Annotated in this window: 21 protein-coding genes; 9 read left to right on the top strand and 12 right to left on the bottom strand. The window is 47.7% G+C overall.

Going from position 1 to position 24971, the window contains the following annotated elements; all coding sequences use genetic code 11:
- Positions 1-21 precede the first annotated feature (21 nt).
- From SIB41_RS12500 to SIB41_RS12485, 4 genes are read right to left on the bottom strand one after another with little or no spacing between them, the layout of a single operon-like run.
- Positions 22-834 (bottom strand): inositol monophosphatase family protein, encoded by an 813-nt coding sequence (locus SIB41_RS12500; protein WP_413359431.1) that lies wholly within the window; start codon positions 832-834, stop codon positions 22-24.
- Positions 834-2567, bottom strand: a complete 1734-nt coding sequence (locus SIB41_RS12495) for a TolC family protein (RefSeq protein WP_413359429.1) — start codon at positions 2565-2567, stop codon at positions 834-836. Before SIB41_RS12495 ends, SIB41_RS12500 begins: the two co-directional genes overlap by 1 nt.
- Positions 2568-2591: 24 nt before the next feature.
- Positions 2592-3989, bottom strand: coding sequence for a TIGR03279 family radical SAM protein (locus SIB41_RS12490; protein ID WP_413359426.1), 1398 nt, complete (start codon positions 3987-3989; stop codon positions 2592-2594).
- Positions 3990-4010: 21 nt separating this feature from the next.
- A complete protein-coding gene (locus SIB41_RS12485) occupies positions 4011-4892 on the bottom strand; it encodes an undecaprenyl-diphosphate phosphatase (RefSeq protein ID WP_155728023.1) in 882 nt (293 codons plus the stop codon).
- A 96-nt stretch (positions 4893-4988) separates the two neighbouring features.
- Here SIB41_RS12485 and SIB41_RS12480 point away from each other — a divergent pair, with 96 nt between their 5' ends.
- The 3 genes from SIB41_RS12480 to nadB all read left to right on the top strand — a co-directional run bounded on the left by SIB41_RS12480 (position 4989) and on the right by nadB (position 7995).
- Positions 4989-5780: a DUF3120 domain-containing protein gene (locus tag SIB41_RS12480; protein ID WP_413359423.1), complete on the top strand. Its 792-nt coding sequence runs from the start codon at positions 4989-4991 to the stop codon at positions 5778-5780.
- Between the two features lie 111 nt (positions 5781-5891).
- The gene (psbU, locus tag SIB41_RS12475; protein ID WP_063419075.1) at positions 5892-6254 is read left to right on the top strand and encodes a photosystem II complex extrinsic protein PsbU; all 363 of its coding nucleotides are present in this window, start codon (positions 5892-5894) and stop codon (positions 6252-6254) included.
- A gap of 70 nt (positions 6255-6324) precedes the next feature.
- Positions 6325-7995, top strand: a complete 1671-nt coding sequence (gene nadB / locus SIB41_RS12470; protein WP_413361557.1) for an L-aspartate oxidase — start codon at positions 6325-6327, stop codon at positions 7993-7995.
- 10 nt (positions 7996-8005) lie between these two features.
- On the opposite strand, the gene SIB41_RS12465 is transcribed toward nadB, so the two are convergent.
- Positions 8006-8947 (bottom strand): vitamin K epoxide reductase family protein, encoded by a 942-nt coding sequence (locus SIB41_RS12465; protein WP_413359421.1) that lies wholly within the window; start codon positions 8945-8947, stop codon positions 8006-8008.
- Positions 8948-9055: 108 nt separating this feature from the next.
- On the opposite strand from SIB41_RS12465, the gene rimO reads away from it, so the two are divergent.
- The gene (gene rimO / locus SIB41_RS12460; RefSeq protein WP_063403079.1) at positions 9056-10474 is read left to right on the top strand and encodes a 30S ribosomal protein S12 methylthiotransferase RimO; all 1419 of its coding nucleotides are present in this window, start codon (positions 9056-9058) and stop codon (positions 10472-10474) included.
- Complete coding sequence (locus SIB41_RS12455; protein ID WP_413359418.1) at positions 10471-11706, top strand: MFS transporter; 1236 nt, start codon at positions 10471-10473, stop codon at positions 11704-11706. Before rimO ends, SIB41_RS12455 begins: the two co-directional genes overlap by 4 nt.
- Here the strand turns inward: SIB41_RS12455 and SIB41_RS12450 are convergent.
- Positions 11693-11785: a cytochrome b6 gene (locus SIB41_RS12450; RefSeq protein ID WP_041384239.1), complete on the bottom strand. Its 93-nt coding sequence runs from the start codon at positions 11783-11785 to the stop codon at positions 11693-11695. The two genes, SIB41_RS12455 and SIB41_RS12450, sit on opposite strands and share 14 nt — an antisense overlap.
- A 151-nt stretch (positions 11786-11936) precedes the next feature.
- On the opposite strand from SIB41_RS12450, the gene SIB41_RS12445 reads away from it, so the two are divergent.
- On the top strand, positions 11937-13511 hold the full coding sequence (locus SIB41_RS12445; RefSeq protein ID WP_063419067.1) for a B12-binding domain-containing radical SAM protein: 1575 nt from the start codon (positions 11937-11939) through the stop codon (positions 13509-13511).
- A gap of 15 nt (positions 13512-13526) precedes the next feature.
- Here the strand turns inward: SIB41_RS12445 and SIB41_RS12440 are convergent, their stop codons facing one another.
- The 5 genes from SIB41_RS12440 to SIB41_RS12420 form a co-directional block, all read right to left on the bottom strand.
- Complete coding sequence (locus SIB41_RS12440; protein ID WP_063419065.1) at positions 13527-13898, bottom strand: DUF4346 domain-containing protein; 372 nt, start codon at positions 13896-13898, stop codon at positions 13527-13529.
- Positions 13899-14270: 372 nt separating this feature from the next.
- A complete protein-coding gene (locus SIB41_RS12435) occupies positions 14271-14585 on the bottom strand; it encodes a penicillin amidase (protein WP_413359416.1) in 315 nt (104 codons plus the stop codon).
- A gap of 144 nt (positions 14586-14729) precedes the next feature.
- On the bottom strand, positions 14730-15866 hold the full coding sequence (locus tag SIB41_RS12430; RefSeq protein WP_413359414.1) for a GNAT family N-acetyltransferase: 1137 nt from the start codon (positions 15864-15866) through the stop codon (positions 14730-14732).
- A 482-nt stretch (positions 15867-16348) separates the two neighbouring features.
- A complete protein-coding gene (locus SIB41_RS12425; protein ID WP_413359412.1) occupies positions 16349-17080 on the bottom strand; it encodes a RibD family protein in 732 nt (243 codons plus the stop codon).
- 8 nt (positions 17081-17088) lie between these two features.
- Positions 17089-18009 carry a 6-carboxytetrahydropterin synthase gene (locus SIB41_RS12420; RefSeq protein ID WP_063399132.1) on the bottom strand — a complete coding sequence of 307 codons (921 nt, stop codon included), beginning with the start codon at positions 18007-18009 and terminating at the stop codon, positions 17089-17091.
- Between the two features lie 52 nt (positions 18010-18061).
- On the opposite strand from SIB41_RS12420, the gene SIB41_RS12415 reads away from it, so the two are divergent.
- From SIB41_RS12415 to SIB41_RS12405, 3 genes are all read left to right on the top strand, one after another.
- Positions 18062-18640 carry a shikimate kinase gene (locus SIB41_RS12415; protein WP_413359409.1) on the top strand — a complete coding sequence of 193 codons (579 nt, stop codon included), beginning with the start codon at positions 18062-18064 and terminating at the stop codon, positions 18638-18640.
- A gap of 1563 nt (positions 18641-20203) precedes the next feature.
- A complete protein-coding gene (locus tag SIB41_RS12410) occupies positions 20204-20821 on the top strand; it encodes an IclR family transcriptional regulator (RefSeq protein WP_413359407.1) in 618 nt (205 codons plus the stop codon).
- A gap of 1644 nt (positions 20822-22465) precedes the next feature.
- Positions 22466-22792: a DUF1499 domain-containing protein gene (locus SIB41_RS12405; RefSeq protein WP_413359404.1), complete on the top strand. Its 327-nt coding sequence runs from the start codon at positions 22466-22468 to the stop codon at positions 22790-22792.
- 842 nt (positions 22793-23634) lie between these two features.
- Here SIB41_RS12405 and SIB41_RS12400 read toward each other — a convergent pair.
- Positions 23635-23817 carry a Nif11-like leader peptide family RiPP precursor gene (locus tag SIB41_RS12400; protein WP_413359402.1) on the bottom strand — a complete coding sequence of 61 codons (183 nt, stop codon included), beginning with the start codon at positions 23815-23817 and terminating at the stop codon, positions 23635-23637.
- Positions 23818-24971: the final 1154 nt, after the last annotated feature.

Here is a 24971-nt window from a genome sequence, read left to right as displayed (position 1 = left end):
CAATCCAGACCTGACTCTGACTCAGCCATGCAGCAAAGCCTCTCCCCAAGAGCGCAAACGCTGCATTTCTGCAGGGGAACCAGTCGCTAACACAGGAAAGTCAGCCGTAGTCAAATCTTGCCCGGGATGAAGCTGAGCAGGATCTGCAGCCAACCATTGAATGGGGCAATTGAGCTCATTGAGGACTAACCAAGCCGCAGCAAGGTCCCAGATCTTCGGCGTAGCTTCTAAAGCAGCAACAGTTTGCCCCATGGCCACACTCACCAGATTAAGGCTGGCCACACCGAGGAGTCGGATTTTGCCGGGGAAAGGTTGATCAGGCCTGCGCTGCAGAACCCGAATGGAACGACTACAAAGTGAAACACAGGCACTCCCAGTCGAACGCGTTTTATTCGTTAGCCGCTTGCCATTACGCCAAACACCCTCACCTCGAATAGCCACAATTCTCTGGTTAAGGGAAGGAACATCCAGAAAAGCCTCCACTGGTCTTCCTCCCACAAAGCGAGCCATGGAAATAGCCCAATAAGGGATACCGGCTGCAAAATTCGTAGTGCCGTCCAAAGGATCAACCACCCAATAAGCCGGTGAATCAGGAACGCGTTTGGAACCTTCCTCACTCAACACACCCTCCTGTTCCGCAATCTGATCAAGCCCAGCGACGATGGATGCATCACTCCAACGATCACAAGAAGTAATCAATGAACCGTCAGGCTTGAAATCGGAAACGATATTGCCAAAGTCTTGACGTTGACGATCTGCAACTCGATCAAGGAGTTGATGAACTGCGCTCAGTTGCAAAGAACCAAGAGCTTCAGGCAAAGGCCCACTACTCATCACTCAGCTTGCAGGATGGAAGCCTTGCAGGCTGGAGTAAGCGGAGAAGGTTTGATAGGAATTGAGTCCGAGTCAAAGAGATCATCTTTAGGTTTCTTATTGGAAAGCTCTAAGGAATCACAAGCCGCAATCTGATCAAGGCCTGTACGGCGACTAAGCTCGATCATGCTTCGATTGTATTTCAGCATTGCATCTGCATAGAGAGTCTTGGCCTGTTTAAGATCACGCTGATTATTCACAACCTCTCTTTGCGTTGTCACTCCTGCCTGGAATCTCAAACGCGCCAATCGAAGTGATTCTCTTGAAGATAAAACTCCAATACTCGTTGTTTTAATATCTTGGCTAGAGGCAGCAAGATTAAAAAAACTTTGCTCAACTTCTAGGCGAACCTGATCACGCTTTGCTGCGAATTCAAACTCACTTTGCTGAGCCTTCTGTTTGTTCTGGCGATATTGAGCCCTTGCTCTCCCTCCATCAAAAATATTCCAGGTGAAGCCCAAACCAACTGTGTTACCAGACGTCCATGAATGTTGCGTCCAGTCGACAGAGTCATCAATAGTTAGCCCAGATTGACCCTCTCTTCGAATGGCTTGATAAGTATTAGTGAGCTTAATAACTGGCTGCACTGCGGCAAGAGCAGCATTGGCATTACTATTATTAATAGAGATATCAAGTATTAAGCTATCAAGTTCCTCACGAAAGGCATAAGCTGCAATAATACTCTCCTCAAGCGAGGGCTGCCAAATACCAATAATTTGAACAGGGTCAGCCGCTGTAGGAGTTACATCTTGGGGCAAGTCTAACAATTGAGCAAGAGTTCTACGTGCCGTATTCTGCTGAGCTAAGGCAAGAGTTAAAGACTGAGTATCGCGAGCAAGCTGAGTTTCCGCCTCGAGCACTTCAAGCTTGGTCGCGACCCCTGCCTGCAAGCGTGACTGAGCATCACGCAAACTCACGAGAGAAGAACGAACAGCATTTTGACCAATACCCACACCTTCATCAGCTCGCTGCAATTTAAAATAAAGATCTGCGGCATTTAAACGTAAGTCGCGAAGAGCAATCAGGTAAGTATCTCTCTGCTTTTCAAAACTATCTCTAGCTGATGCAATTTGAGGAGCTCTTGCAGGATCAATAAGATTCCAGTTCAAAGTGGCATCAAAACTTATAATCCATTCTTCCCCAAAAGTATATTCCTCAGTGGTTTGCTGATGATTCTCAGAGTTACTGCGCCCCTCATCCCCTGCGAAATTAACATTAGATTTAAGACTTAAAGTTGGATACCAGGCTGAAAGAGCAGCTAAAAGGTTTGACTTTGCTTGCTCTACCTGACTCGCTGCAGCTTTGAGGCTAGGACTATTGACTTCAGCTAATTGCTCTACTTCAGACAAGCTGAGAGGGCGAAGCTCCCTAATCCTCACCTCTGAAGTTTTATTTGGCAGCGCAAGACTTGGCGTGGCCCCAAGCGAAGAAAGAGTCTCAGGCAAACTAGTTGCTGCAGGCTTAACTGCTGAAGGGTCAACCCTCGGTCGAGATCCCTTGAGCTCAATTGCGCTAGGGAGAGTCGACTGATTGATTAAAGCTGAACCATCAGCCTCAGATTCTCGTGAGGCAGGCGCTTGATCAGTGCTGCTGCCATGCTGTTGAACCTCAAGTGACTGTTGAGCTCGAACACCAGTGCACCCTTGAGCCAATACGCCTGCAAGGAGAAAAAGTCTTGCGGTAATCAGACGCACAGCAATTTGAAAACTGCGGGGAGCTTAATGAATTTCCTCGCCATCTCCCATCGCAGCGGCCACGATGTCAGCCGCCCCATGCACGATACGTATCGAGATCTGCAGCTCCTCACTTAGCTGTTCCAGAGTCATGTCATCTAGAAACACAAGCTCACCCTGACGCAGCATCACTGAAGGGAGGAGTAACTGATCGCCAAGATCAAGAGCCTTCAATCCCACAAGCAAGTCATGACCAGTGAGCAAACCGGTTACAACCTGATCCTGCCCCCAATAAGGACTCGGTAGCCCATGTAACTCCACTGCCAAGCCTTCAACCGCATTGAGTCGTTCACAAGCAGAACCAAGAGCCTGTTCGACCAACCGACCCACCACCCAACTGCAACGCCTGGGCTGCCTTAACCGCTTGGGAAGAATGGCCGTGGCCTGGTCCAGAGCTTCCAAAAAAGAACGGATACTGCCAACGCCATTTTCTTGTTGTGGGAGATCCTCGTAGGTACAGCGAGGTGGGAGAGGCGCACCTGCAATCAGATACCACTCATCCGAAAGCCACGCAAAACGGGTTCCCATAACAGCCTGAAACTGATCCTGAAGAAGCTCCACCTGGCTAATCACACGATTTGCACAAGCAAAACCAACAGGCAACAATCCATCTCCTTCTGGACGGAAACGGGTCAATCCCACCGGCACCACCGCCACTGAAAGCACAGCAGGCCAATCACCCTTTCCAAAATCAGCAAGCTCACGCAGGGTGCGATCCAGAGCCAAACCGTCATTCAAGCCAGGGCAAACCACCACCTGGGCATGGACCTGAAGATCGCGCTCAGTGAACCACTGCAACTGCTCAAGCAGAAGTCCCGCGCGGGGATTTTTCAGTAACTGAGCCCTCAAGGATGGCTCAGTTGCATGGACAGAAACAAAAAGAGGTGAAAGGCGCTGTGCCTCGATCCTTTGCCAATCTGCCTCTTTAAGATTGGTAAGAGTCAGATAAGACCCATAGAGAAAACTGAGGCGATAATCATCGTCCTTGAGATAGAGGCTATTGCGTCGTCCAAGTGGCTGCTGATCAATGAAACAGAAAGGACAGTGGTTGTTGCACTGGCGAAGCCCATCAAATAAGGCTTCTGTAAAAGCCAAACCCAAACCATCATCAGAGTCTTTCTCAAGGTCCACTTGATGGAATGCCCCGGTTGCATCCCTGACTTCGAGATGAAGCTCCTCCTCAACGATCAGGTAGCGATAATCAATCAGATCCCTTGGTCGCACCCCATTAACACTTAAAAGTTGATCGCCGGGTTCAAAGCCCAATTGCTCTCCGATCGATCCCTTCTCAACCGATGCAACTACGGCAGGTCGTGGTTGGGGCGCCGCAGATTCAGTATCCAATGCTGACACCGCAACACCAGCGGAGGGCTCATTCCACACAAATGAGGAGGGCGGTTTGTTTTAGTTTGATCTGCCGCTCAACCACCAGGCGAGCACTAACACCCCAAACAACAAGCGATAGGCCACGAAGATCCAAGTGCTGTGCCTTTGAAGGTATTTGAGCAACCAATCAATCGCCAACCATGACACAAACGCCGCAGAAACGATTCCAACAAGCAGCGGCAAAACTCCTCCTAAGGAGAGCTCCGCAAAGGCATCTTTGAGTTCAACCAGACCGGCCAGAGTGATCGCAGGGATACCAAGTAGAAAACAAAAGCGCGCAGCATCTTGACGCTGCCAGCCATCAAATAGCGAGGCCGTCAGAGTGCTGCCCGAGCGCGACACACCCGGAATTAAGGCCAGCGCCTGAGCTAAGCCCACGACAAAGCCATCACGCCCCTTGACTAGATGCATTTGCTTCAGCCGCGGGCCGAAGCTCTCAGCCAATGCCAGCAGCAAAGCCATCACAATCGAAACCACTGCGATTGAAGGCAGACTGCGAATTGAAGAGGCCTCGTAACCAGGCCAGAAAAGCTTGATCGCCATACCCGCCAACAGAATCGGCATCGTCCCTATAGCAATCGCAAGACCAAGACGGGCATTCGGTTCACGCCACTGACCATGCTTAAACGCTAAAGCGATGCCCTTAAGGACCTCAGCAAGATCCCTCTTGAAATAAGCGATCACCGCCAAGATGCTGCCTAGTTGGATCACAGCTGTCGCAGAGACGCCGGGGTCACCCCAACCAACCAGCATGGGAACGACCTTCAAATGAGCTGTGCTGCTAATCGGCAAAAACTCCGTAAGACCTTGCACCACTCCCAGCACCAAGTTCCTCCAACAGGCGGCCAGCAGTTCAGAGGTCGCAGCCAGGAGAATCATCAAGGAAAACAGGGGACCCATGGAGGCTATTGCCCCCATGGATCCAATGCCAAAAGCAGCGTAATTCCAGAGAGTCTTATAAGGTTCAATGTCTTGACTGCATAGTGAGGGGGTGCTTTGTCCAGCGGCTTGATCAAAAAAAAACAGCCCGACAGCAGCACATTTGTACGGAATCAACCCCTGAGGAATCCTGTCGAATCGCAAACATCTGAAAAAGATTTCGACGCAAATTTTTCAGACCTTCAGCAATTGCAACTTTGGGCAGGTGCCCTGGTCGTGCTGCCTGTTTTTGTGCAGGCCCCCTGGGTACGCCTGAATCCATTATCAGCCTGCTTATTCACGCTGTTCCTGCTCGCTTTTGGCATTCCCCTTGCCCTCATCGGCCAACGGGGATGGGCGGTGGCTGGCGAGCTTTTGGTAGGGGTGAGCGGCAGCTGGCTCGCGGGATGCCTCTACTGGGGATGGCTGAGAACGCAGCCCTTGTGGCACTTACCCGTTGAATCTGTAGTGCTGCCTATTGCCCTGTTGGGGCTTTCGAGCCGCTGGAGATTGAGTTCAAGTTTCTATTTGGCCTCCCTCCTTGGAACAGCCTGCACTGATCTAATGATGGTCATGACCGGTGTCATGAATCAATGGCCTGTTGTGGTGATGGCTCCACTACAGCAAGCACCAAGATTGCTTCACGAAACTGCTAAGCAGCTTCTTCATCCCCTACCCCTTATCGCTCTGGTCTGTGCAGCAACGCTGATCGTGCTGCTGGCGCAAGCTATGCAGCAAAAAACCCATCTGGCTTCAGAATTTCGCAACACATGGGCTGTAGCCAGTGCAGTACTAGTGACAACGGTAATAATCGATGGACTTTTCCTGATTGCAGCCCTAATCAACCCAGGGCTGAGCGGCTTGATCTGAAACGAACTGCAAAAGCTGATCACAGTCCTGGGTTAAGTTCCTGTCCAAACTTGTAAAGTTGGTAGACCGGCATAGCCGGAAGACCTGTTCCGATCCACTGCGGAGTATTTGATGAAGCGCCTGGTGTCCTTGCTTACTGGGGTTCTGGTGATGACAGGCCTGCTAATGGCCCTGATATTTCCCCAGTCCGCCTACGCCAATGTCTCTGACGACAAACTCGGAGATAGAGGCGAGAAGGTGGACCTAAACAACTCATCAGTACGAGCCTTTAGGCAGTTCCCCGGCATGTTCCCAACCATCGCCGGAAAAATTGTTGTAGGCGGGCCTTATGCCAGCGTGAGTGATGCGTCATCAGTTCTTGATGGCTCACAAAAATCTGTTTTCGACAAGTACAAAGACAACTTCACTGTCACAGACCAAGAAATTGCTGTGAATGAAGGTTTCGATCGGATCAACGACGGTCAGTACAGATAAACGATTCCTCACTCAACAATCAGCTCAACCGCAAGCCGTCGGTACACCCGGCGGCTTTTTTGTAGGTTTCATGAGTCTCTCTAACCCATCCACGCCCATTCCTAAGGGTCCCTGGGATGTCGTGGTGATCGGCGCAGGGGCAGCAGGACTGATGACCTGCCTTGAGCTGCCTGCTCAGCTGAAGGTGCTTTTGCTAAACCGCAACACCAGCCGCCACTCCTCCAGCCGCTGGGCACAAGGTGGCATCGCCGCAGTAACAAGACCTAAAGACAGCGCAGAGAGTCATGCAGAAGACACTCTCAAAGCAGGCGCAGGCCTCTGTGATGCTGATGCTGTCAGCCAACTTGTAGAAGAAGCTCCCCACTGCGTTCAACGTCTCCAGAAGCTTGGGATGGCCTTTGACCGCGAAGGTGATGCGCTAGCCACCACCTTGGAGGCAGCCCACAGCCATCGAAGGGTGCTGCATGTGCAGGACCAAACAGGCCGCGCCTTGGTTGAAGCGCTGCAAGAGCAAGTGGAACGGCGCCCCAACCTCTTGCACCGGCGAGGGGTACGCGCCACCCAGCTTTGGATTGAGCACAATCGCTGCTACGGGGTACAAGTTCTCGACGGACCGCTGCTCCATTGGCTTTCGGCCAGAGCCGTAGTCCTGGCAACTGGTGGCGGTGGCCATCTGTTCGCAAACACCACCAATCCGGCTCAGGCCTGCGGAGAAGGCTTAGCCCTTGCCTGGCAAGCAGGCGCCACGATCGAGGATCTTGAATTCGTGCAGTTTCATCCCACTGCTCTGAAACTGGAAGGAGCTCCATGCTTTCTGATTTCAGAAGCAGTCAGAGGCGAAGGTGCCGTACTGGTTGATGCCCAGGGGCAAAGTCCTGTAAAGGAATTGAGCGCTGGTGATCTTGCTCCCCGCGACCAAGTCAGCCGATCCCTCATCCAAACCATGCATCAGCAAGGGGTCCAGCACCTTGGCCTAGATCTCACACCCATCCCTTCAGCGCAGGCCGAGATCCGTTTCCCCACCATCCTGGAACGCTGTCGGGAATTAGGTTTAGATCCACTCAACCAACCGATCCCGGTAGCCCCAGCAGCTCACTACTGGATGGGCGGAATCGCCACCAACCTTCAAGCCGCAACCAATCTTCCAGGGCTCTATGCGATTGGGGAAGTCGCCTGCACCGGAGTGCATGGAGCTAACCGACTCGCTGGCAACTCACTGATGGAATGCATGGTATTTGCCAGACAAATGGCCACAATCGAACTGGGCTCTTTGCCTCGTATGGGTGTTCATCAAAGAGATTCTTCCCCCGAGCCTTGCTATCAGCAACTCCATGGCACTGAAAGTGCCGAGTCTCTAACTCGCGCCATCGCAGATCTTCGAGAGCTTTGCTGGCGAAAGGCGGGTGTAGATCGCTCAGCAAAGGGAATGAAACAAAGCCTCGCGAGCATCCGTAAGGATCTACAGCACATTGGTGAACAGCCTTTGCTCAAGCTGTTAAGCCATCAGCCCAAAGAGATTTGCCATCGTCTCGATGACACGGCCAGAAGGGACCTCAACTTGCTACTGGACCTCAACCATCGCCAATTGACCAGCTCCTTACTGCTGGAAGCCTGTTTGTTCCGCCGCGAAAGTCGCGGCGGACATTTCAGAACTGATGCCCCTGAAGCAATGCCTCAGTGGAAACGCCATTCACGCCAAAAGCGAGGAGAAGACCTCTCCACACGGCCAGTGAGGTCCTAACTGGGCTGCTTCAGAACTGCCTCCCGCCCTGATAGCCACTCAGATCAGCAAGTTTATTGAGCGGTTTCACGCCGGATTCGAGCTCCCCGTTAATTTCCCAGGTAGGGAAGGCATCAATACCTTTGCGTTCACACAGATCTCTTTGGCTGTTCTGACCATCTAACGCACACTCAACGACCTGCAGTTGAGCGGCGCCCTCTTCACCAAACATCTCCTTCTGCTCGTGGCAATGAGGACACCAATAAGCGCTATAGAACACTGCACCAGTCTCTTTGAGATGTTCAGCCAAAGCCAGCGCAGATGGCGTACTCGTCGTCTTCACAACTGGGGGGACCCCTGGCCCACCTACACCAACGCCAGGACGACTCGGATCAACAACCGAAGACCAAATCAAACCTCCGAGCAACACTGCCAAGGCAAGTAGAACACCCCGAAAAATCAACTTTCCAGGGTCATCCCAACCTCCTCCAATCAACGACAAGAGCAACATGCCCATGGATAGGGCAGCAGAAAGAACGCAGAAGAAACAAAACGCATCGATCTTGAAAACCATCAACCCGATCAAAATCAGGCTGAACACGGCCATACCGCAAGAGAAGGCAAACAAACCCCACCATGTGCGGCGGGACAGGTCTGCTCGGTTCTCTGAAAGCCCTGGCAACAAGGGCACCACAGCCATCACCAAAATGGCGAGGTAGGCCAAAAAGCCCAGCAATGAAAGTGGGATCGATACGCCATCTCCCTGAAAAAGCGTTCCCCAGGCGCTGTTGAGAACTTTGTCGCAACCTTCATTCCCCCCAGGACAAGCGAGAGATCCAATCCATCCCCAGCGATGCAGAGTGATTGAACCTGTATCGATCAACCCAACGGTGGCAAGCACCGCCATCGCAATCCGAGGCCACTTCAACCCCTGATCCTGACGGCGGCGGCTGGTGAGGCGAGACGAACCCATTTCGGCTACACAGATCTAAGAATTGTGGCAGCCCTGGAAGAAGCCAGCCTCTCTTTAGGGTGGCGCCTAGCGGGAACTGCCTAGGCAGCCCAGAAATCAACCCTTTCCATGACCAAGCCTGAGTTGCGATCCGACATACCAATGAAGCCCACAGCCCACAAACAAGAAAAACCATCGGTGGCCTTTGCCCATTTGGGCTGTGAGAAAAATCGCGTTGACACCGAGCACATGCTGGGACTGCTTACAGAAGCGGGCTATAGCGTCAGCAGCGATGAAAACGATGCCGCCGTCGTGGTGGTCAACACCTGCAGCTTCATCCAGGACGCGAGGGAGGAATCCGTGCGGACGTTGATTGGTCTAGCAGAACAGGGCAAGGAACTGATCATCGCCGGATGCCTTGCCCAGCATTTTCAGGAGGAACTACTCGAGTCAATCCCAGAGGCAAAAGCAATCGTCGGCACCGGTGACTATCAGCACATCGTCGATGTGCTGAAGCGAGTAGAAGCGGGTGAACGGGTGAACCGTGTCAGCGCATTCCCCACCTTTGTTGGCGATGAGACTCTCCCCCGGCAGCGCACCACTGATCAGGCTGTGGCTTATCTGAAAGTGGCTGAGGGATGTGATTACCGCTGTGCCTTCTGCATCATCCCAAAGCTGCGTGGCGACCAGCGCAGCCGACCGGTGGAGTCGATTGTGGCAGAGGCGCACCAGCTGGCTGAGCAGGGGGTGCAGGAACTAATCCTGATCAGCCAAATCACAACCAACTACGGCCTTGACCTCTATGGCAAGCCCAAATTTGCAGAGCTGCTACAGGCGCTGGGGGAGGTAGACATCCCCTGGGTGAGGGTGCATTACGCCTACCCCACTGGCCTCACTCCAGAGGTGCTGGCGGCCTATCGGGAGGTGCCAAATGTGCTTCGCTATCTCGACCTTCCACTGCAGCACAGCCATCCAGAGGTGCTACGGGCTATGAACCGTCCCTGGCAAACGGATGTGAACGAACGACTCTTGGATCGGATTCGTGAGCAGCTACCAGACGCAGTCCTGCGTACCACGCTCATCGTCGGCTTCCCAGGGGAAACTGAAGATCACTTCAATCACCTCGCCGCCTTCATCGAACGGCAGCGTTTTGATCACGTTGGCGTATTCACCTTTTCTCCAGAAGATGGAACCGCCGCAGCCGATCTGCCAGACAGGGTAGACCCTTCCATCGCCGCAGCCCGCAAGGATCGATTGATGGCGCTTCAGCAACCCATCTCAGCGGAAAGGAACCAACGATGGGTTGGACGCACCATCGATGTGCTGATCGAGCAACACAACCCCGAAACCGGAGCGATGATTGGCCGCTGCGATCGTTTCGCTCCGGAGGTCGATGGCGAGGTGTTGGTACTGCCTAGTGAGAAAGGTCTTCAGGCCAGTCCAGGAACGATGGTTCCTGTCTTCATTACCGGCTCTGATGTCTATGACCTCACCGGCCAGCTGGTAGACACCAACGTCATGGCGGTCACAGCCCAGACGTCTAAGTGAGTCCATTCCCCTGTTTGCGAGCCCATCAACGCAACATCTTTCTGACAGCCTCTGGCATCAGTACAGCAGGCTCGTTCGCTGGAATGACTGCAAAAGGCTGGATCCTCATGGACGGCACCAACAATCCAATGTTGCTTGCCGCCCACTTCGCCGCCCTTTCCCTGCCAACCCTGCTGGTCAGTGGAGCAGCAGGTACCTGCACAGACCGATTCGGCTGTGAACGGGTTCTTGTGCAAGCCCAGTGGGGCCTTTTAGCAGCTGCGTTACTGGGAGCACTGGCCATTCCTCTGATGACAGGAACCGCGCTCGTGACAATGCTATTAACCAGCACGTTGCTTGTCGGGATCGCGAGTGCTTACGAACTCACTGCCCGCAATAAATACTGCGCCCTATTGATAGACGAGCCCAATCAACTGGCCGCCTATCTCTCTAGTTTTGCGGTTGTGTTCAACGTAGGCAAACTGCTTGGGCCTCCCATAGGAGGATGGTTACTGGTCATCACAGGACCTGCGGCTGCTCTCAGCATTGATGCCGCAAGTTACTTACTACCGATCGCCAGTCTCCTCTGGTTACTCGATCCAAACCGAAGCCAAGAACAACGCAGCGTTCCGGGTAAGCAATCAACAATGCTCTATGCATGGCACAACAGCAGCTCTTCGCTTCGACATGTGCTGGGCTTCACCGCAACACTCTGCTTGGTAGGTTTTTTCCACCCTGGTCTAGCCCCTCTAATCGCCGACCAGGTATTGGGTTCAGATCCAAGAGATCTTGGCGTGTTCACCAGCGTGCTTGCAGCAGGGAGCATTGCTGGGGGGGTGGTACTACAACGCAATAGCCAACGATTCTGTAGACGCCCATTTCTCACTCTGAGTGGGTTCGCTCTCATCACTGCCATCGCCCAATTGGGAATGGCTCAAACTGAAAACACGCCACTAGCATTCAGCCTCACAATGACCCTGCTGATTGGAGCTGGTACTGCAGGCCTATTGAGCAGCTGCAACATGATCACCCAAGTGGGGTCCCCTCAGGTCTTGCGTGGGCGCATGGCAGGGCTAAGTCAAATCGCCTTCCTTGGGGGAGGAGGGCTAAGTGGCCTTCTTGCCGCTCAGATGGTGATTTCAGCCGGCATATCCACGACCTTCGCCACCGCAGGTGGAATCGGACTTGGCCTAGCCCTCTGGGGGTTCTGGCAAAAAGGCAGAACCGTACTAGAGGAGGTCAGATCAGCTTGATGCCTTTAAGAACCTTGGTTAGTGCGAATGCCGCCACCAGGCCAACTGCGACGAACACCAAATAAAAAACGACGCCCATGTGCAACAAATCAGGTGAACACCATTAGATCAGAAATCGGGCCGGCACTTCCTCAAAGCGCCTAAGGTTTCAGCAATTCCCTATCCAACACTCGGAGAGGTTTCAGCCCCGAGTCGACCTTCCACATCTCTTCTCTGTCGCATAGATCTGCATGCGCACTCTCTTTATCTACCCTAAGTTCCCCAAAACATTCTGGAGCTACGAGAAGATCCTCGAGCTGGTGAACCGCAAGGTGCTACTTCCACCTCTCGGACTAGTCACCGTGGCAGCCCTGCTGCCTCAAGAATGGGAGATGAAGCTCGTTGATCTCAACGTCCGAGAACTCAGCGAAGCGGAGTGGCAATGGGCCGAGCTTGTTGTGATCTCCGGGATGATCGTTCAAAAAGACGACATGCAGCGGCAAATCGCTGAGGCCAAACGACGTGGTCTTTCAGTTGCTGTTGGAGGTCCATTCGCCAGCTCTACGCCAGAAGCTCCTGAAATCGGTCTAGCAGATTTCAAGGTGTTGGATGAAGGAGAGATCACCCTGCCAATGTTTGTAGAGGCCATTCAACGCGGTGACACCAGCGGCCGCTTCAGTGCTGAAGGAGACAAGCCAGATGTGACCTCAACTCCCATCCCTCGTTTCGACCTTCTAGAGCTGGATGCCTACGACTCCATGTCCGTTCAGTTCTCAAGGGGTTGTCCATTCAATTGCGAGTTCTGCGACATCATCGTGCTGTATGGGCGCAAACCACGTACGAAAACACCAGAGCAATTAATTGCCGAGCTTCAGTCGATTTACGACTTGGGCTGGCGACGCTCAATCTTTCTTGTTGATGACAACTTCATCGGCAATAAACGCAATGCCAAATTGTTGCTACCAGCCATTCGACTATGGCAGGAAGAAAAAGGCTATCCCTTTAGTTTCGCTACTGAAGCTTCTGTAGATCTCGCCGATGACGATGAGCTGATGCGAATGATGCACGAAGCGCGTTTCGAAAGTGTTTTCTTGGGGATTGAAACACCTGATGAGGCCAGTCTAGAAACAGCTAGAAAAATTCAAAACACACGTCATCCTCTCGATGAAGCTGTCGACAAAATCACCGCAAATGGGATCCGAGTGATGGCAGGCTTCATCATCGGATTTGATGGTGAAAAAAATGGAGCAGGAGATCGGATTGTTGATTTCGTAACCCGCACTGGCATCCCCGCCGCAATGATGGGAATGCTCCAGGCCTTGCCAAACACAGCCCTATGGCATCGACTAGAGAAAGAGGGTCGCCTGATTGAGGACAAGGATGCTGCCAAAGGAGTCAATCAAACCAATCTGCTGAACTTCCAGCCCACCAGACCCATCCGAGATATCGCCAACGAATACGTCGAGGCCTTCTGTGCTCTTTATGAGCCCAACGCCTATATGGATCGCGTCTACTCCTACTACCTAAAAATGGGGGCTCCTCGTTGGCAAGGAACGGCAACATTACCCAGCTGGATCGATCTTCGTGCTCTAGCCATTGTCATCTGGAGACAAGGCATCAAACGCAACACCCGCAGCCGTTTCTGGCGCTACATGCTGGGCATGGCACGAAACAATCCAGCCATGCTTGAACAGTTCTTAGTTGTATTGGCCCACAACGAACATTTCATGGAATACCGATCCATTGTGCAGCGAGAGATTCGCGAACAACTTGAATCAATTCCACCAGAGGAGCCCAGCCCACAAAAAACTTTGCAACCTGTCTGAATTGAACCTCAAAGCTCAATCTTGAACATAAGGCGTACCGCTGAAAAGACAGCTCTCAGCGCGTTGCAGTTCCCGCCCCAAATAAAGCGCATGATCAAGCTTGCTCAAGGGATATGGACCCTGCCCTTCTGTGAGCTGAATCCCTAGCTGCTTGGCAGTTCTTCCCCTGTAGACAGTCGCCGGGGAGAGTGTGCCTCCACGACAAGCAAGGACATCACCAGTCACAGGATCGGTAGCTCGGCCGCGCTCATCAATATCGTTCAGGTAATGCTCCACGACCAGTTCTGCAGCTGAAGCATCCACCCGTATCAAGAAATAGCCACTGGGATCAAGCGCAATAAAGCGCTGCGAAAGCTGATCATCTATGGCACTGATGGCATCAGACATCACTGGGAGGTCAATGGTTCTCTGGACTATTTCTTCAGCCTACAAATCAGAGCCTTGAATTACAAGCTAGAAGCATGGAATCTGCTCCTGAGAATCCTTAAGAAGCCAAAGATAACAATCAATCCACGCTCCTCTTCACCATTGGCCTGCTCATGCGCAAATTAAAATGCCCGCCTTCCAAGATCAGTTATAATTTCACCGCATAGGTTCATTACTTAAAACCTACGAAGTAGAGGCAAATTTATCAACACCTTAACTTTGGCAGCGAACCCAAGATCATGATACTGAATAATGCAGAAGTAAAGACATCATCACTCTTCCCACAAGGAAATGCTAACTACATTTTGGGCAAACATAAAGGCCAGTCCATAATCATAAACTTGGCAGCCCAAGTTTACATTTTGGATATCTCTTTGCAGTTCGCTCAATAACCCATGCATACATATCAGCACCATGCTCTTTTTCGATTCCTTCCGTGATCACCGCAATACTTGTCTTGGTATTCTCAAGGCTAAGATGCCCCCATCCAAACCAAGAACAAGTTGCATCTATCCAACCAATATCTCGACCTAGATTAATCATCTCAGTGTCTATGGTGATCTCAGTTGAGTTTTCTTTATTCTCTTCGACTTGAAGCTCAGGCCTAGCATCCACAGGCAGAGCAGTGAGAATCAGTTGCAACAACAACAGCGAACGTATCATCGAACAGAAGACCATCGTAGGCGCCCTAAGTATTCTAGCTTAACAACATCTATGAAGATCGATTAACAAAAATTGGGCTCAAGCAATCGCAATTAGGGATGGGCCAGATCAATGGAGCATGAGTGATAGTTATTCCACAATTAACTGAGGGGTAAGCTCAACCCGAAACGGCAAATCAGCATTCACCGCCTCAATCTCCTCAAGCATTAGAGGATTGACCTTACTCAGCCAGCCACGAATCAAAGCATCCATACGCGGTTCATACCAACGATGCAAGCAGGCATGGGGCTTCGCCACAAAGCCCCTACGGCGCTTGTGTTGACCTCCTGCGCCAGGGTCAAAATTCTCTAAGCCATGTTCCAGCGCCCAGGCAATCGGCGCGTAATAACAAACCTCGAAATGAAGGCAATCGATCTCCTCCTTGCTGCCCCAATAACGCCCCCACAACATTCGTCCATCCTGTATACAAAGAGACATCGCTACAGGCTCTCGAGGGCTCTCACGATGGGCACTAAACAACACCACCTGATCTCTGAGAGACGAATCTGCCAAGGCCTCAAAAAACGCTTCAGAGAGATACTTGCTTCCCCATGGTCCCCAACGAGCGCAATGCTGCTCATAAAAGCCATGCATGCACCTCAACAGCTGCACATCAAGTTCTGCTCCTGTCAACGCTGAAACCTTGAGCCCCGCCTGCTGGACAGCCTTGCGTTCACGCTTGATATTGCGCCGCTGGTTGGCATTGAAGCTATTGAGATAGGCAGAGAAATCAGACTGCCCTTCCGCTGACCAAAGGCTCTGCTGGTTCAACCAAGTGGCACAGCCAGCAGCTTCCGCCAAAGGCCGCCACTGAGGATCTACATAAAGAAAGTTGCAGCTGAGAATCTGGTTGCGACGCGCAAAAACATCGATGGTCTTCAGCATCAGAACTGTCAACTCTGCCTCGTCCTCCCCTGGCGCCATATAGAAGCGATAGCCCTGCACAGGACTCACAGGACTCATCCCCAGCAGTTTTGGGTAATACCCCAAACCAAGATCACCTGCCAGGCGAGCAAATGCCTGATCAAAAACAAATTCGCCATAGCTATGCCCCTTGAGATAAAGAGGGGCAACCGCTACAGGCGTATCGCCTCGCCACAGGGCTAAGTGCAGTGGCTGCCAACCATGTTTGGCGGAAATGCTGCTTGAGTCTTCAAGAGCAGCAAGCCACCGCCAGCGAAAGAAAGGAATTGCCTGATCACCAACCAGGCTTTCCCAATGATGCAATGGGATCTCGTGAATGGAGCGGTGCCAGCGGACTGAGAGGTTGGCGATTTGAAACGCGCCTTAAGCACAGACTGAAACGACCATAACCAGCGGCCAGAGAGAAAGAGGATGAGTATGTTCAGCATTCGTAACTATGGAGTTTTTACCGTTGCATCAATGTTGTGATCCCAATAGCTAAGCAGCATGGAAGGCTACTGCTGCAATGACACCGAGGACAACCACAGCTGTGGGGAAGATTGCCGCTACTCCATCAACAGCAATATGGTGCAGCCAAATTAGAGTTTTTGGATCACAACTCTCTACAGCAGAAAAGCCTTTTGCTCACAAAAGAACTAAGGATGGATATGCTTGAATTTTAGCGATGCATGTCATGAACCATTCTTCTGACTTCAGGCAATGACTGATAAGCAATTAATAGTACAATCTATGAGCAATAATTTTTTGTCGCAAGCAAGAAGATTTGAGCAATTGAAGTTGAAATATTAGTCCGTTAAACTCAATAGTTTAGCCCTAACCAAATCCCTTTCAACGCGCTTCCGCTCGTAACGCAGCAGTAGTTCATTACCACTCAAGGGCTCAACGGTTTGCAAATGCCAAGCCTCAGCGTCGCCAAGATCATCTGGCAAACCACCGCCTTCAAAGGGAACCCATGCATGCATACCACCAAGCAATTTTGGTGTGAGGGTGAGTTGCAACTCATCGACAACATCAGCCTGCAATAGCGATGCGGCCAGCTGAGCTCCACCCAACAAAACAAGTCGAGACAATCCAAACTCAGCTAAACGATTGAGCGCCTGAGGCCAATCTTGCTCAAACAACACCTGACGCTCGTAACCAACAGGAAGCAAAGGATCTTTCGATCCCTCTGCTGAATGCAAATGGGGGCTCAACAGCCAACGCTCAATCGGCTGTTGAAAGAAAGGCACCTCTGCTGCATACCACTGCTGACGACTAACAACCACCGCCGTGGGCTGCGCACTATGCCCGGCAGACTTGCGCTGGTTCAGCAAGTCCTGATCACGAATCAAACATGTGCTGCGATGAGCACGTAACGTTCCCGCACCGAGCAAGGTCCCATCAGCCCAAGCCAAAGCCTCTTCTAAAACCCGTCGATCACCAACTCCTCCTAATTGGGCCGGCCCACCAATCGCAGGTGCCAGCCGGCCATCCAAGCTAATCGCTAGGACAAGACGAAGCCAAAACTGGTTTTGCAAATGCTTGGCTAGTGAGCCGCCATAGCATGCAATACCTCAGGGATCGCTTCAAGCCTTGGGGTTTCCGCATAGACCTCAGCTGCATTATTAGGGCTTTCCTGCAACCGCACCTTGTGCAGGTGGGCTCCGATGGCTCGGATCGGTTTGGCTAAACAATCAGAAATGTACAAGGCAATATTCTCTGCCGTTGGTACACAGTTAGCGAAATGAGGAATGTCTTTATTTAAGAAGGTGTGGTCAAAAGGTTCAACAACAATGTCATTCACAAGGCTTTGCAAAGCACCTAGATCACAAACCATACCTGTTCTTGGATCAATTTCTCCGCGCACGGTGACATCCACAAAATAATTATGACCATGCCCATGAGGCCGCGCGCATTTGCCATAAATACGTTCGTTTTCCTCCTGACTCAGTTCGACCCTGGCAAGCCGATGGGCAGCCGCAAAATGGGTACGGATTGTTAGATAGGCATCCATGGCATCTCCGTGATAATCAGCCCAGAGGTTTTCTTGTTCGTAAAGCCTAATCGCCACGATTGGCAGATGAGAAATTAAACGAGTCCAGATGATTTTTAGCAGAGCCTCCGTGGTCGGCAGGCACCCCTCTGGCCTAGCAAGATCAAATTCCGGCCAAACATCGTTAAGGAAGCGAAAGTCAAGCTGATCGGTCACCTCAGAACGGATGGCGTGCTTCACCTCAGAAAGGTTCAACACCATGCCATCGACATTAAGCCCGCCAGCCATGGCGACGATCAGCTCATAATTGTGACCATGCCCAGCAGGCAAAGCACAAAGTCCAAAACGAGCTGCATTGTCATCGCTTGACAGTTCCGGTAAGTAATAGCGATGGCTAGCACTGAAACTAGCTTTGCGAGTGATCACACAGCCGCGGCCATGACCATGGCGTTCCAAATCGGGGACGTCAGTCATCGCTCTCTCCGACTAGAAGTAATCCTAGAGATCTATAGACATTTGCGAACCAATGAACGAAAGCCCAGCCCCTCATCCTCTCAAGCAAAGGCTTGGCGGTCGCAACCTCTATTTGGTGGGAATGATGGCCAGTGGCAAGAGCAGCACAGGCAGGCCTCTCGCCGAACAACTCAGCTATGGGTTTGTGGATACAGATGCCGTCATCGAACAACTTGCTGGCCAACCAATCCCGAAGATCTTTAGCGAAGAAGGAGAAGAAGGATTTCGAGCAATGGAGTCTCAAGTACTCAATGCCATTGGCCAACGCCATTCTCTTGTTGTTGCTACTGGCGGGGGGATGGTGAGTAAGCCAGAAAACTGGGGGATCTTGCATCAGGGCATCGTGATCTGGCTAAACCCTGGCCGAGAAGAACTACTCAGACGTTTACATGCCGATAGCGGCAATCGGCCATTACTACAAACAGAAGATCCAGAAGCAGCCTTCGACTGTTTATTTGCCGAACGCCTACCGCTTTATGCCGAAGCAGACTTAAATGTGGAAGTGGGAGTAGAGGAACCAGACGGGATTGCGCTAAAGATTATTGAGTTCCTGCCGCAGCTGTTATCGCCCCCTGTACAAATGAATGGTTAAAGCAATATTTTGTCAATACTAAAAGACTAAACCATTTAAGTCAGGAGGGTTGGCCTGATAGCTAATACCAATCAAAACAGACGATCCATCCTTAACTTGACAAGAAACTAAAATCCTAAAGGACTTGAAGATAGTATATGTCAAGCATCATATAGGGATGCATTTTACCAACACATCTAAATCAGTTGACCAGGTAGACATTACTGTCTCTCCTAGTTACCAAAAAACAACCGTAAACACAAGCAAAGAACAATAGCTAGGCGCACATCCCATCGGAGATCTAGTCAATACAAACAGGCGAAAATAATGGAATCTAATTAAAGCAGAATAGTCCAGAGCACAAGACTCAAGCATTGCAGCCTGAAAGAATCATCAAGAAGAGAGACGACTATTTCCGAGGACAGATAGACATATCAATCGATAGATTGCGTATTCAGCGCGACTTGGCCTCAGGTGTATCAGAGTGAGAATCAGCCTCCTTTCTCAAGCTAAATACACAAAGTCAAACAAATGCAACTAAACCAGCGGCAGTCAACAATACAACCAGGAGAAGGAATGAGGAAATCAACATAACTTCTAATGAATCACTAGTAGTGGTTCATTAGAAGTTATGACTGATCAAGATATGATAAATAGCGTTTTCTAATTGACAAGAGGCGGCTAGAAGAAGTGTGATCTCAAATAGAGGCGATTATGCGACAGATTCAGCCGGCTGGATTGAAACATAAACTTTATTGCAGCGAAGATTATCTACTACAGGCACAAACCATAAAGGGCACCAGAAGCGTAATCCGACTTTACAGAAAGTACATTCAAGCGAGAAAATAGCAGCCCGAGAGGCAGTAAATCAGCATCCAAGACGATGCTGGCAGGGCGGGCCCTAGGACGCACCTCCAACAAAACAACGTGGTTAGGTAAATATACCTAAGTGCGTTGTTTTGTTGGGTTGGGGCTCCAAAAAAACAACGTGGTTCGAATTAGCGCCGAGTTAAAAAAAGACAAAAAGGACGCGACAGGAAAGGCAACATACTCAACATGAGACATGGTCAAATAATAACTAGCAATATTTTATTAAGGAGAATACTACTGAACTGGAGACCCTCCTCAAGCAAGGCTTGGAATGAAAAGCCCAAACAGAAATGGCATTCGCATGCATATATAACATTAGCACTAGGCATCCTAAATGTAATCAAAAGCCAATTTCGGGCACAAGAGGGATTTAAATAAATAAGATAAGATCTTTAGCAAAATTCAACTAAGCATACATAGCATGCCAAAGCATAAAGCAAATAAATTGAACTCCTATATGTTAAGGCTTATTCCATAATGGCGATATAGAGTGATATATCAATCAAAAAGTGACGTCGAGAACCTTAACTGAAAACCCTAAAGGAGGACATCAATAAGTTAACCCAAAGAAGGCAAATCTAGGCATTCTCAGATGTCCCTTCCAGACAATACGCACTGGAGGCGGACGAGTGGTGGCCGAGGTAAGTAGTTCAAAAATACTCCATTTGAACGAGTCGTTCAAATGCGCTAGGGTCCGCACAGTGGAGCACCTTAATGACTGATCCAGCGATCGACTTCAAAGCCATCTCGCCAGACAGGCACAGTGCAGGATCCGAGTCAATCGTCCTTCCAGAGACTCTGACGGAAGGGTTAAACGATGTTCAGATAGGCATCATGAGAGATACGGTTCATGCTGTCAATATCAATTCAAGGATTGCAGCAGAGCTAGTTCGAAGCACTGCAGCTGAGCTCCATCGGCTTAAATGTGTTCTTAAGAAGCAACAGCAATGGACAAGGTTCAGAGAATCTGGCATCATTCCAATGACTGCAGGCCAGATTAGAGACCTAACTTCGGCATGGGAGTCATGGCTAAAGAATACCGATGTGACTGACCAAGAGCTGGTTGGTACAAGCATGAGAACGCTAGCAGCAATTGGGAAAGCTGATCCTGGGACGCGAAAAGATGCAGTAGGCAAAATAAAACGAGGTGAAAAGGTTACAGAGAAAGAGGTCAGCGATAAAGCCATTGAGGAGTTGGTTAAAGGTAATAAGGAGTGGGAAATAACCACATCAATGAAAAGGACAGACCTAATGAAAGTATGTAAAGCGCTACGAGATGAGAATAAAAAGCTAAAAATTAAGATCAAAGAAATGCAAACCGTTACAATTTAAGGAAAACATGATGCCAAATACTCCTACGATTCAAGCTGCTCTTCACGAACTAAATAAACAGATGAACGATCATTGCTTAAAGGATATTATAATAAATGGTAACATTGGACTATTGAGAGATGGGAATCCAATGGAATATACAGAGAAGGAGTGGAATGCAATTATGGACTATCTGAAGGAGAATATCAATATTGAGATTATCGCTCGGGTCAATTAGAGAAGCATATGGCATAATTTTAGATTTATTGATGCATTGCAGGAGATTGGATTTATAGTGATAAAATTGTATGCGTCTAGACCAAACAAGGGCAACTCCTCCACAAAGAGCAAATTAAGAAACAATATGAAGGCATAGATGATAAATTTTACACCAATATAAACAAACATCTATATGTTAGATCAAATTGGAAATTTAATATTAGGCAAAAGTTAATTATTGGCAAATTCATTATTTTTTTCTATTTATAATCTGGTCTATTCGTTCACTAAGTCTCGACTAGTTGTTGTGTTGGCTAAAAAGTAGATGGCTAATATAGCTAAATCCATAGAAGAATCCATTATAGCAATTAAGAATCATAAAGTTGACATTAAGCCAACAAAGTCTAGATGTACTTTAATGTAAATATTCGTTTTTTGTTGTTAATCCAGATAAATATATTTGAGCAAGTAAGTATTTTAGAGTTTGTAAATGGCTATAATAATCAATGAATAAGAGCCAAAGCTTTGGAGATATTAGCTGTTTGTTCATAAAAATTTCTAGACTACAGTATTTTTGTGATAGATTGAAAAGTCACATGATAAATTTACAGTAGATTAGGTGATTTTACTATGCATTTTATTTCTATACAATCACAAGGAAGATACTATCGCGGAAAATAGATTCTTTAGAGATGAAGAAGTATAAATATAGTCATCTAGATTATCAAAAGATATCAGATCTATAATGATTGCACCTGTCTGATGGTGCTCTCCTAAAAGCATATGAGCGCTGATAAATAAGGCTATAATTCTTTTAAAGGCTAGACATCATGCTGCCACTGCCCATCTTTTTTGATCTGCCTCCTATATATCTTCAATATCTATTAGCAGCCTCAGTTATAGCTTTAGGGATGCTGATTTCCAGTATATTATATATGAAGACTAAAGATCGACTATGAATAGTAATCTGCAAAGAGATCCTTCTCTCATAAGAAGTTTCTATTGTGAAGATAAATATAAAAGCTATGTATAAATGTACACATTTAGTTAAAAAACGGGATTTAGTGCCCATTACTGAAACTCTTTATACAAGTTTTAAACATTTAGGCAATCCCTTTATGTCTCTTATGAGCTTGTGGAAATGGTCGTCACAAGTTTGATGGTTAATCAATATTTAATGCTATCTAATTTTCATAAGACTGGAGAAGTATATATTGAAGTTGTATAGAGTGCAGAGTAAAGCAATAATTTCTATTGGTTTTGATATTATTAATCATTTGCTGTCTTGAAATACATGAACATTCGTTTCGATTAAAAGCTTACCATAGGGATTGCATACAAATTAATCGATACAATAAATTCAAAATTGATGGCCTAAGAGCCGATCTCTATAGGAATACATCAATAGCTTCGTACTCATCAACTCACGTCTATCTGAAACAACTAATGGTCTTAACAAAGGATGGTACTCTGTCAAGTTGTGTGATCCCTACCAACTGTGTTCTTATCGAATGGAAGTTTGATAATGTAAAGAAGTCGTACGATAAGCTTATTGACATTGCAGAATCCCTGCCAAGGGTAAAAGTAGTAGAAAGAACAGAAGATTATTGGCATGGTGTTGTACGCAGCCTAATCTTTAGGTTTTCAGATGATCTTGAGATCCTAAAAATACCAACTAAAGGAATTATTCAAGTGAGATCTGCTTCTAGACTAGGACTTGGAGATCTAGGTGTTAATAGAAACAGAATTAAAAACCTTTACTCGCAATTATAACTGGATAGAGACATAAATTGCAACTCTAAATGCCCCTTACACAAAAGATCCTCGATCCTAATAGTTATATATAATTATCGCAAACCTCTCCTAGGCTATCCATAATAGTCGTCAGATGTTCATGCCATTATTAGCAGAATATGACATCTAATGTTTATAAAAAGAAGACTTTTGTATACAAAGTAGTTCTTATTACTTAGATTTAAAAATTTACTAGAATCTAGTGCTCATTTTTACCAAATTCCTTGACCATTACTTTTCTACCATTCCTTCATTGATAATCCTGAACCAGATCCTTGTGCATCTTTAAGTGATTTCCATCTCTCCTGGCATTCAAACAAAGTCCATTCTCGTATAGCATCTTTTCGATCTAGACTTGACAACTCATTACTCATGACATCTGAAGACTGCTTAATCTCTGACTTAGTTTCTTCTGGATTAGGATTGGTCTAATCCAACTTTTTATAGCCTATTAAGCTATAAAGATTAAGGTCAAGGACTATCTCTTATCAACTTACATATAAAAAAATGTAGAAATTACTGATTTATATTCAAATCGCTTCTATGCCAATTTTCTATATTGGATTAGCAAAACACACTTAAATATTGGCGGCAAAGGCATTATCGGGCGTAAGTAAAATGTAATCAATATAAAAATCACTTGCTACATATATTTCTTCAAGTACTCTTCAAGATGCCCAGCAAATATCCTGACTGATAGCTTATAAAAAAAGAATTTCTAATTCTAAGATAAAATTAGAAATTGAAATAGCAAATAACTTGAAAATCTAATCATTATTAAAGGCATTTTGAACAGCCCTGTAGAGATATATCTTTTTATTTTAGCTTACAAGTGAATCCTTCACCCACTCAGTGTATGCTATGCGCAGATCATCAGTCGTAATCGAAAAACCAGCTGCCTTAGCGATAGATACTAGGTCAGCATTTTCTGTCTTAACTTGATCTTGCAGAGTTTTATCTTGTTTGACTTTAGCCACAAATGCTTTCAGTTGCTCATAGGACATTGAATCTGTGCAGGTTTCAATAAACTAGCAGCTCGGCAAGTATAAAGATACATTCTTAATTAATCAAGATGGTAAGAGAATATGTATTCAAAACCTAGATTTAGCGAGCATATTTTTATTTCAAAGACTTAGTACTTTTGTTCCAGTCAAAAGCCTCCTCTTGCTATTGCCTTGCTCTTTTTTTAAATCCTTCAATCTCATGCCCATGACTACAGCTTATTGCTTTGAAGAAAATGTTGAGTCTATCAGAATTTGCAATATAGATCGATTCTCACCAGTTTCTGAAAGTAAGCCTGTCAAAATTCGAACAATTATACTCAATTAGGCATCAGATGCTATATATTTACTATCTTATTCTATTAATTGCGAGATTTCAAGAACTATTTATTCTATAGGCGACAGCTTTATAGTTTCTCTAATGATGACCTGGCTATTTTTACTATAAAGTTTTAAGTAATAGAAGAAATCATTCAAAAAATCTCTGCATGACTAGATTGTTCTATTGAATGGCATTCAACCCTTGACTAAGACCTAGAATAGATAAGAACAATCATGCCTACGATGTTCTCAGATTTTTTTAGTCAGACAAATCTTATGACGATGGCTTGCAATGCACTTCTAACACTCATCATAGGATTTATGATCATCACAGGTCAACAAAAGACACACTAGCTATTCAAAGTAAAATTTGAAAAAAAGGTAATGAGGAGTATATTCGACTAAACTAATCGAATAAATGCACAAATGGCTAGATCACTTAATTAGTATATAGAGGGTTTATCGATAAAATCAGTGACAAGCGTAATGAAGACAAGTTTATATTAAGACATGCTAAAAATTGAGATGTTCATTTGAACCAGATGTAATTATCCCAAGATAAGTTGTGACTCTTGAATAACAGGCCTTCTCAAGATTTCGAATAATAAAACTAAAAAGCTCAGCTTGTAGGTATACGGTTACCATAGATCATTATTAGGGCATTCTATGCCTCTTTCACTAGAATACTTAGCCAAATTCACACTTTTAATCTAAAAACCAAACCCTAAATCAGTTGTTGAAGGAGAATTTTTAGAAATAAGTGGTGGCTTTACTGATTCAGGAAAGCATAAAACTGCTTGTGACCCTGCCAAGCAACCGATCAAAAAGATGCCGAA

Origin of the sequence: Prochlorococcus sp. MIT 1201, assembly GCF_047303415.1 — a bacterium.
In the GTDB taxonomy this organism is placed as follows: Bacteria; Cyanobacteriota; Cyanobacteriia; order PCC-6307; family Cyanobiaceae; genus Prochlorococcus; species Prochlorococcus marinus_D.
This window is presented reverse-complemented; position numbering and strand designations above follow the sequence as displayed.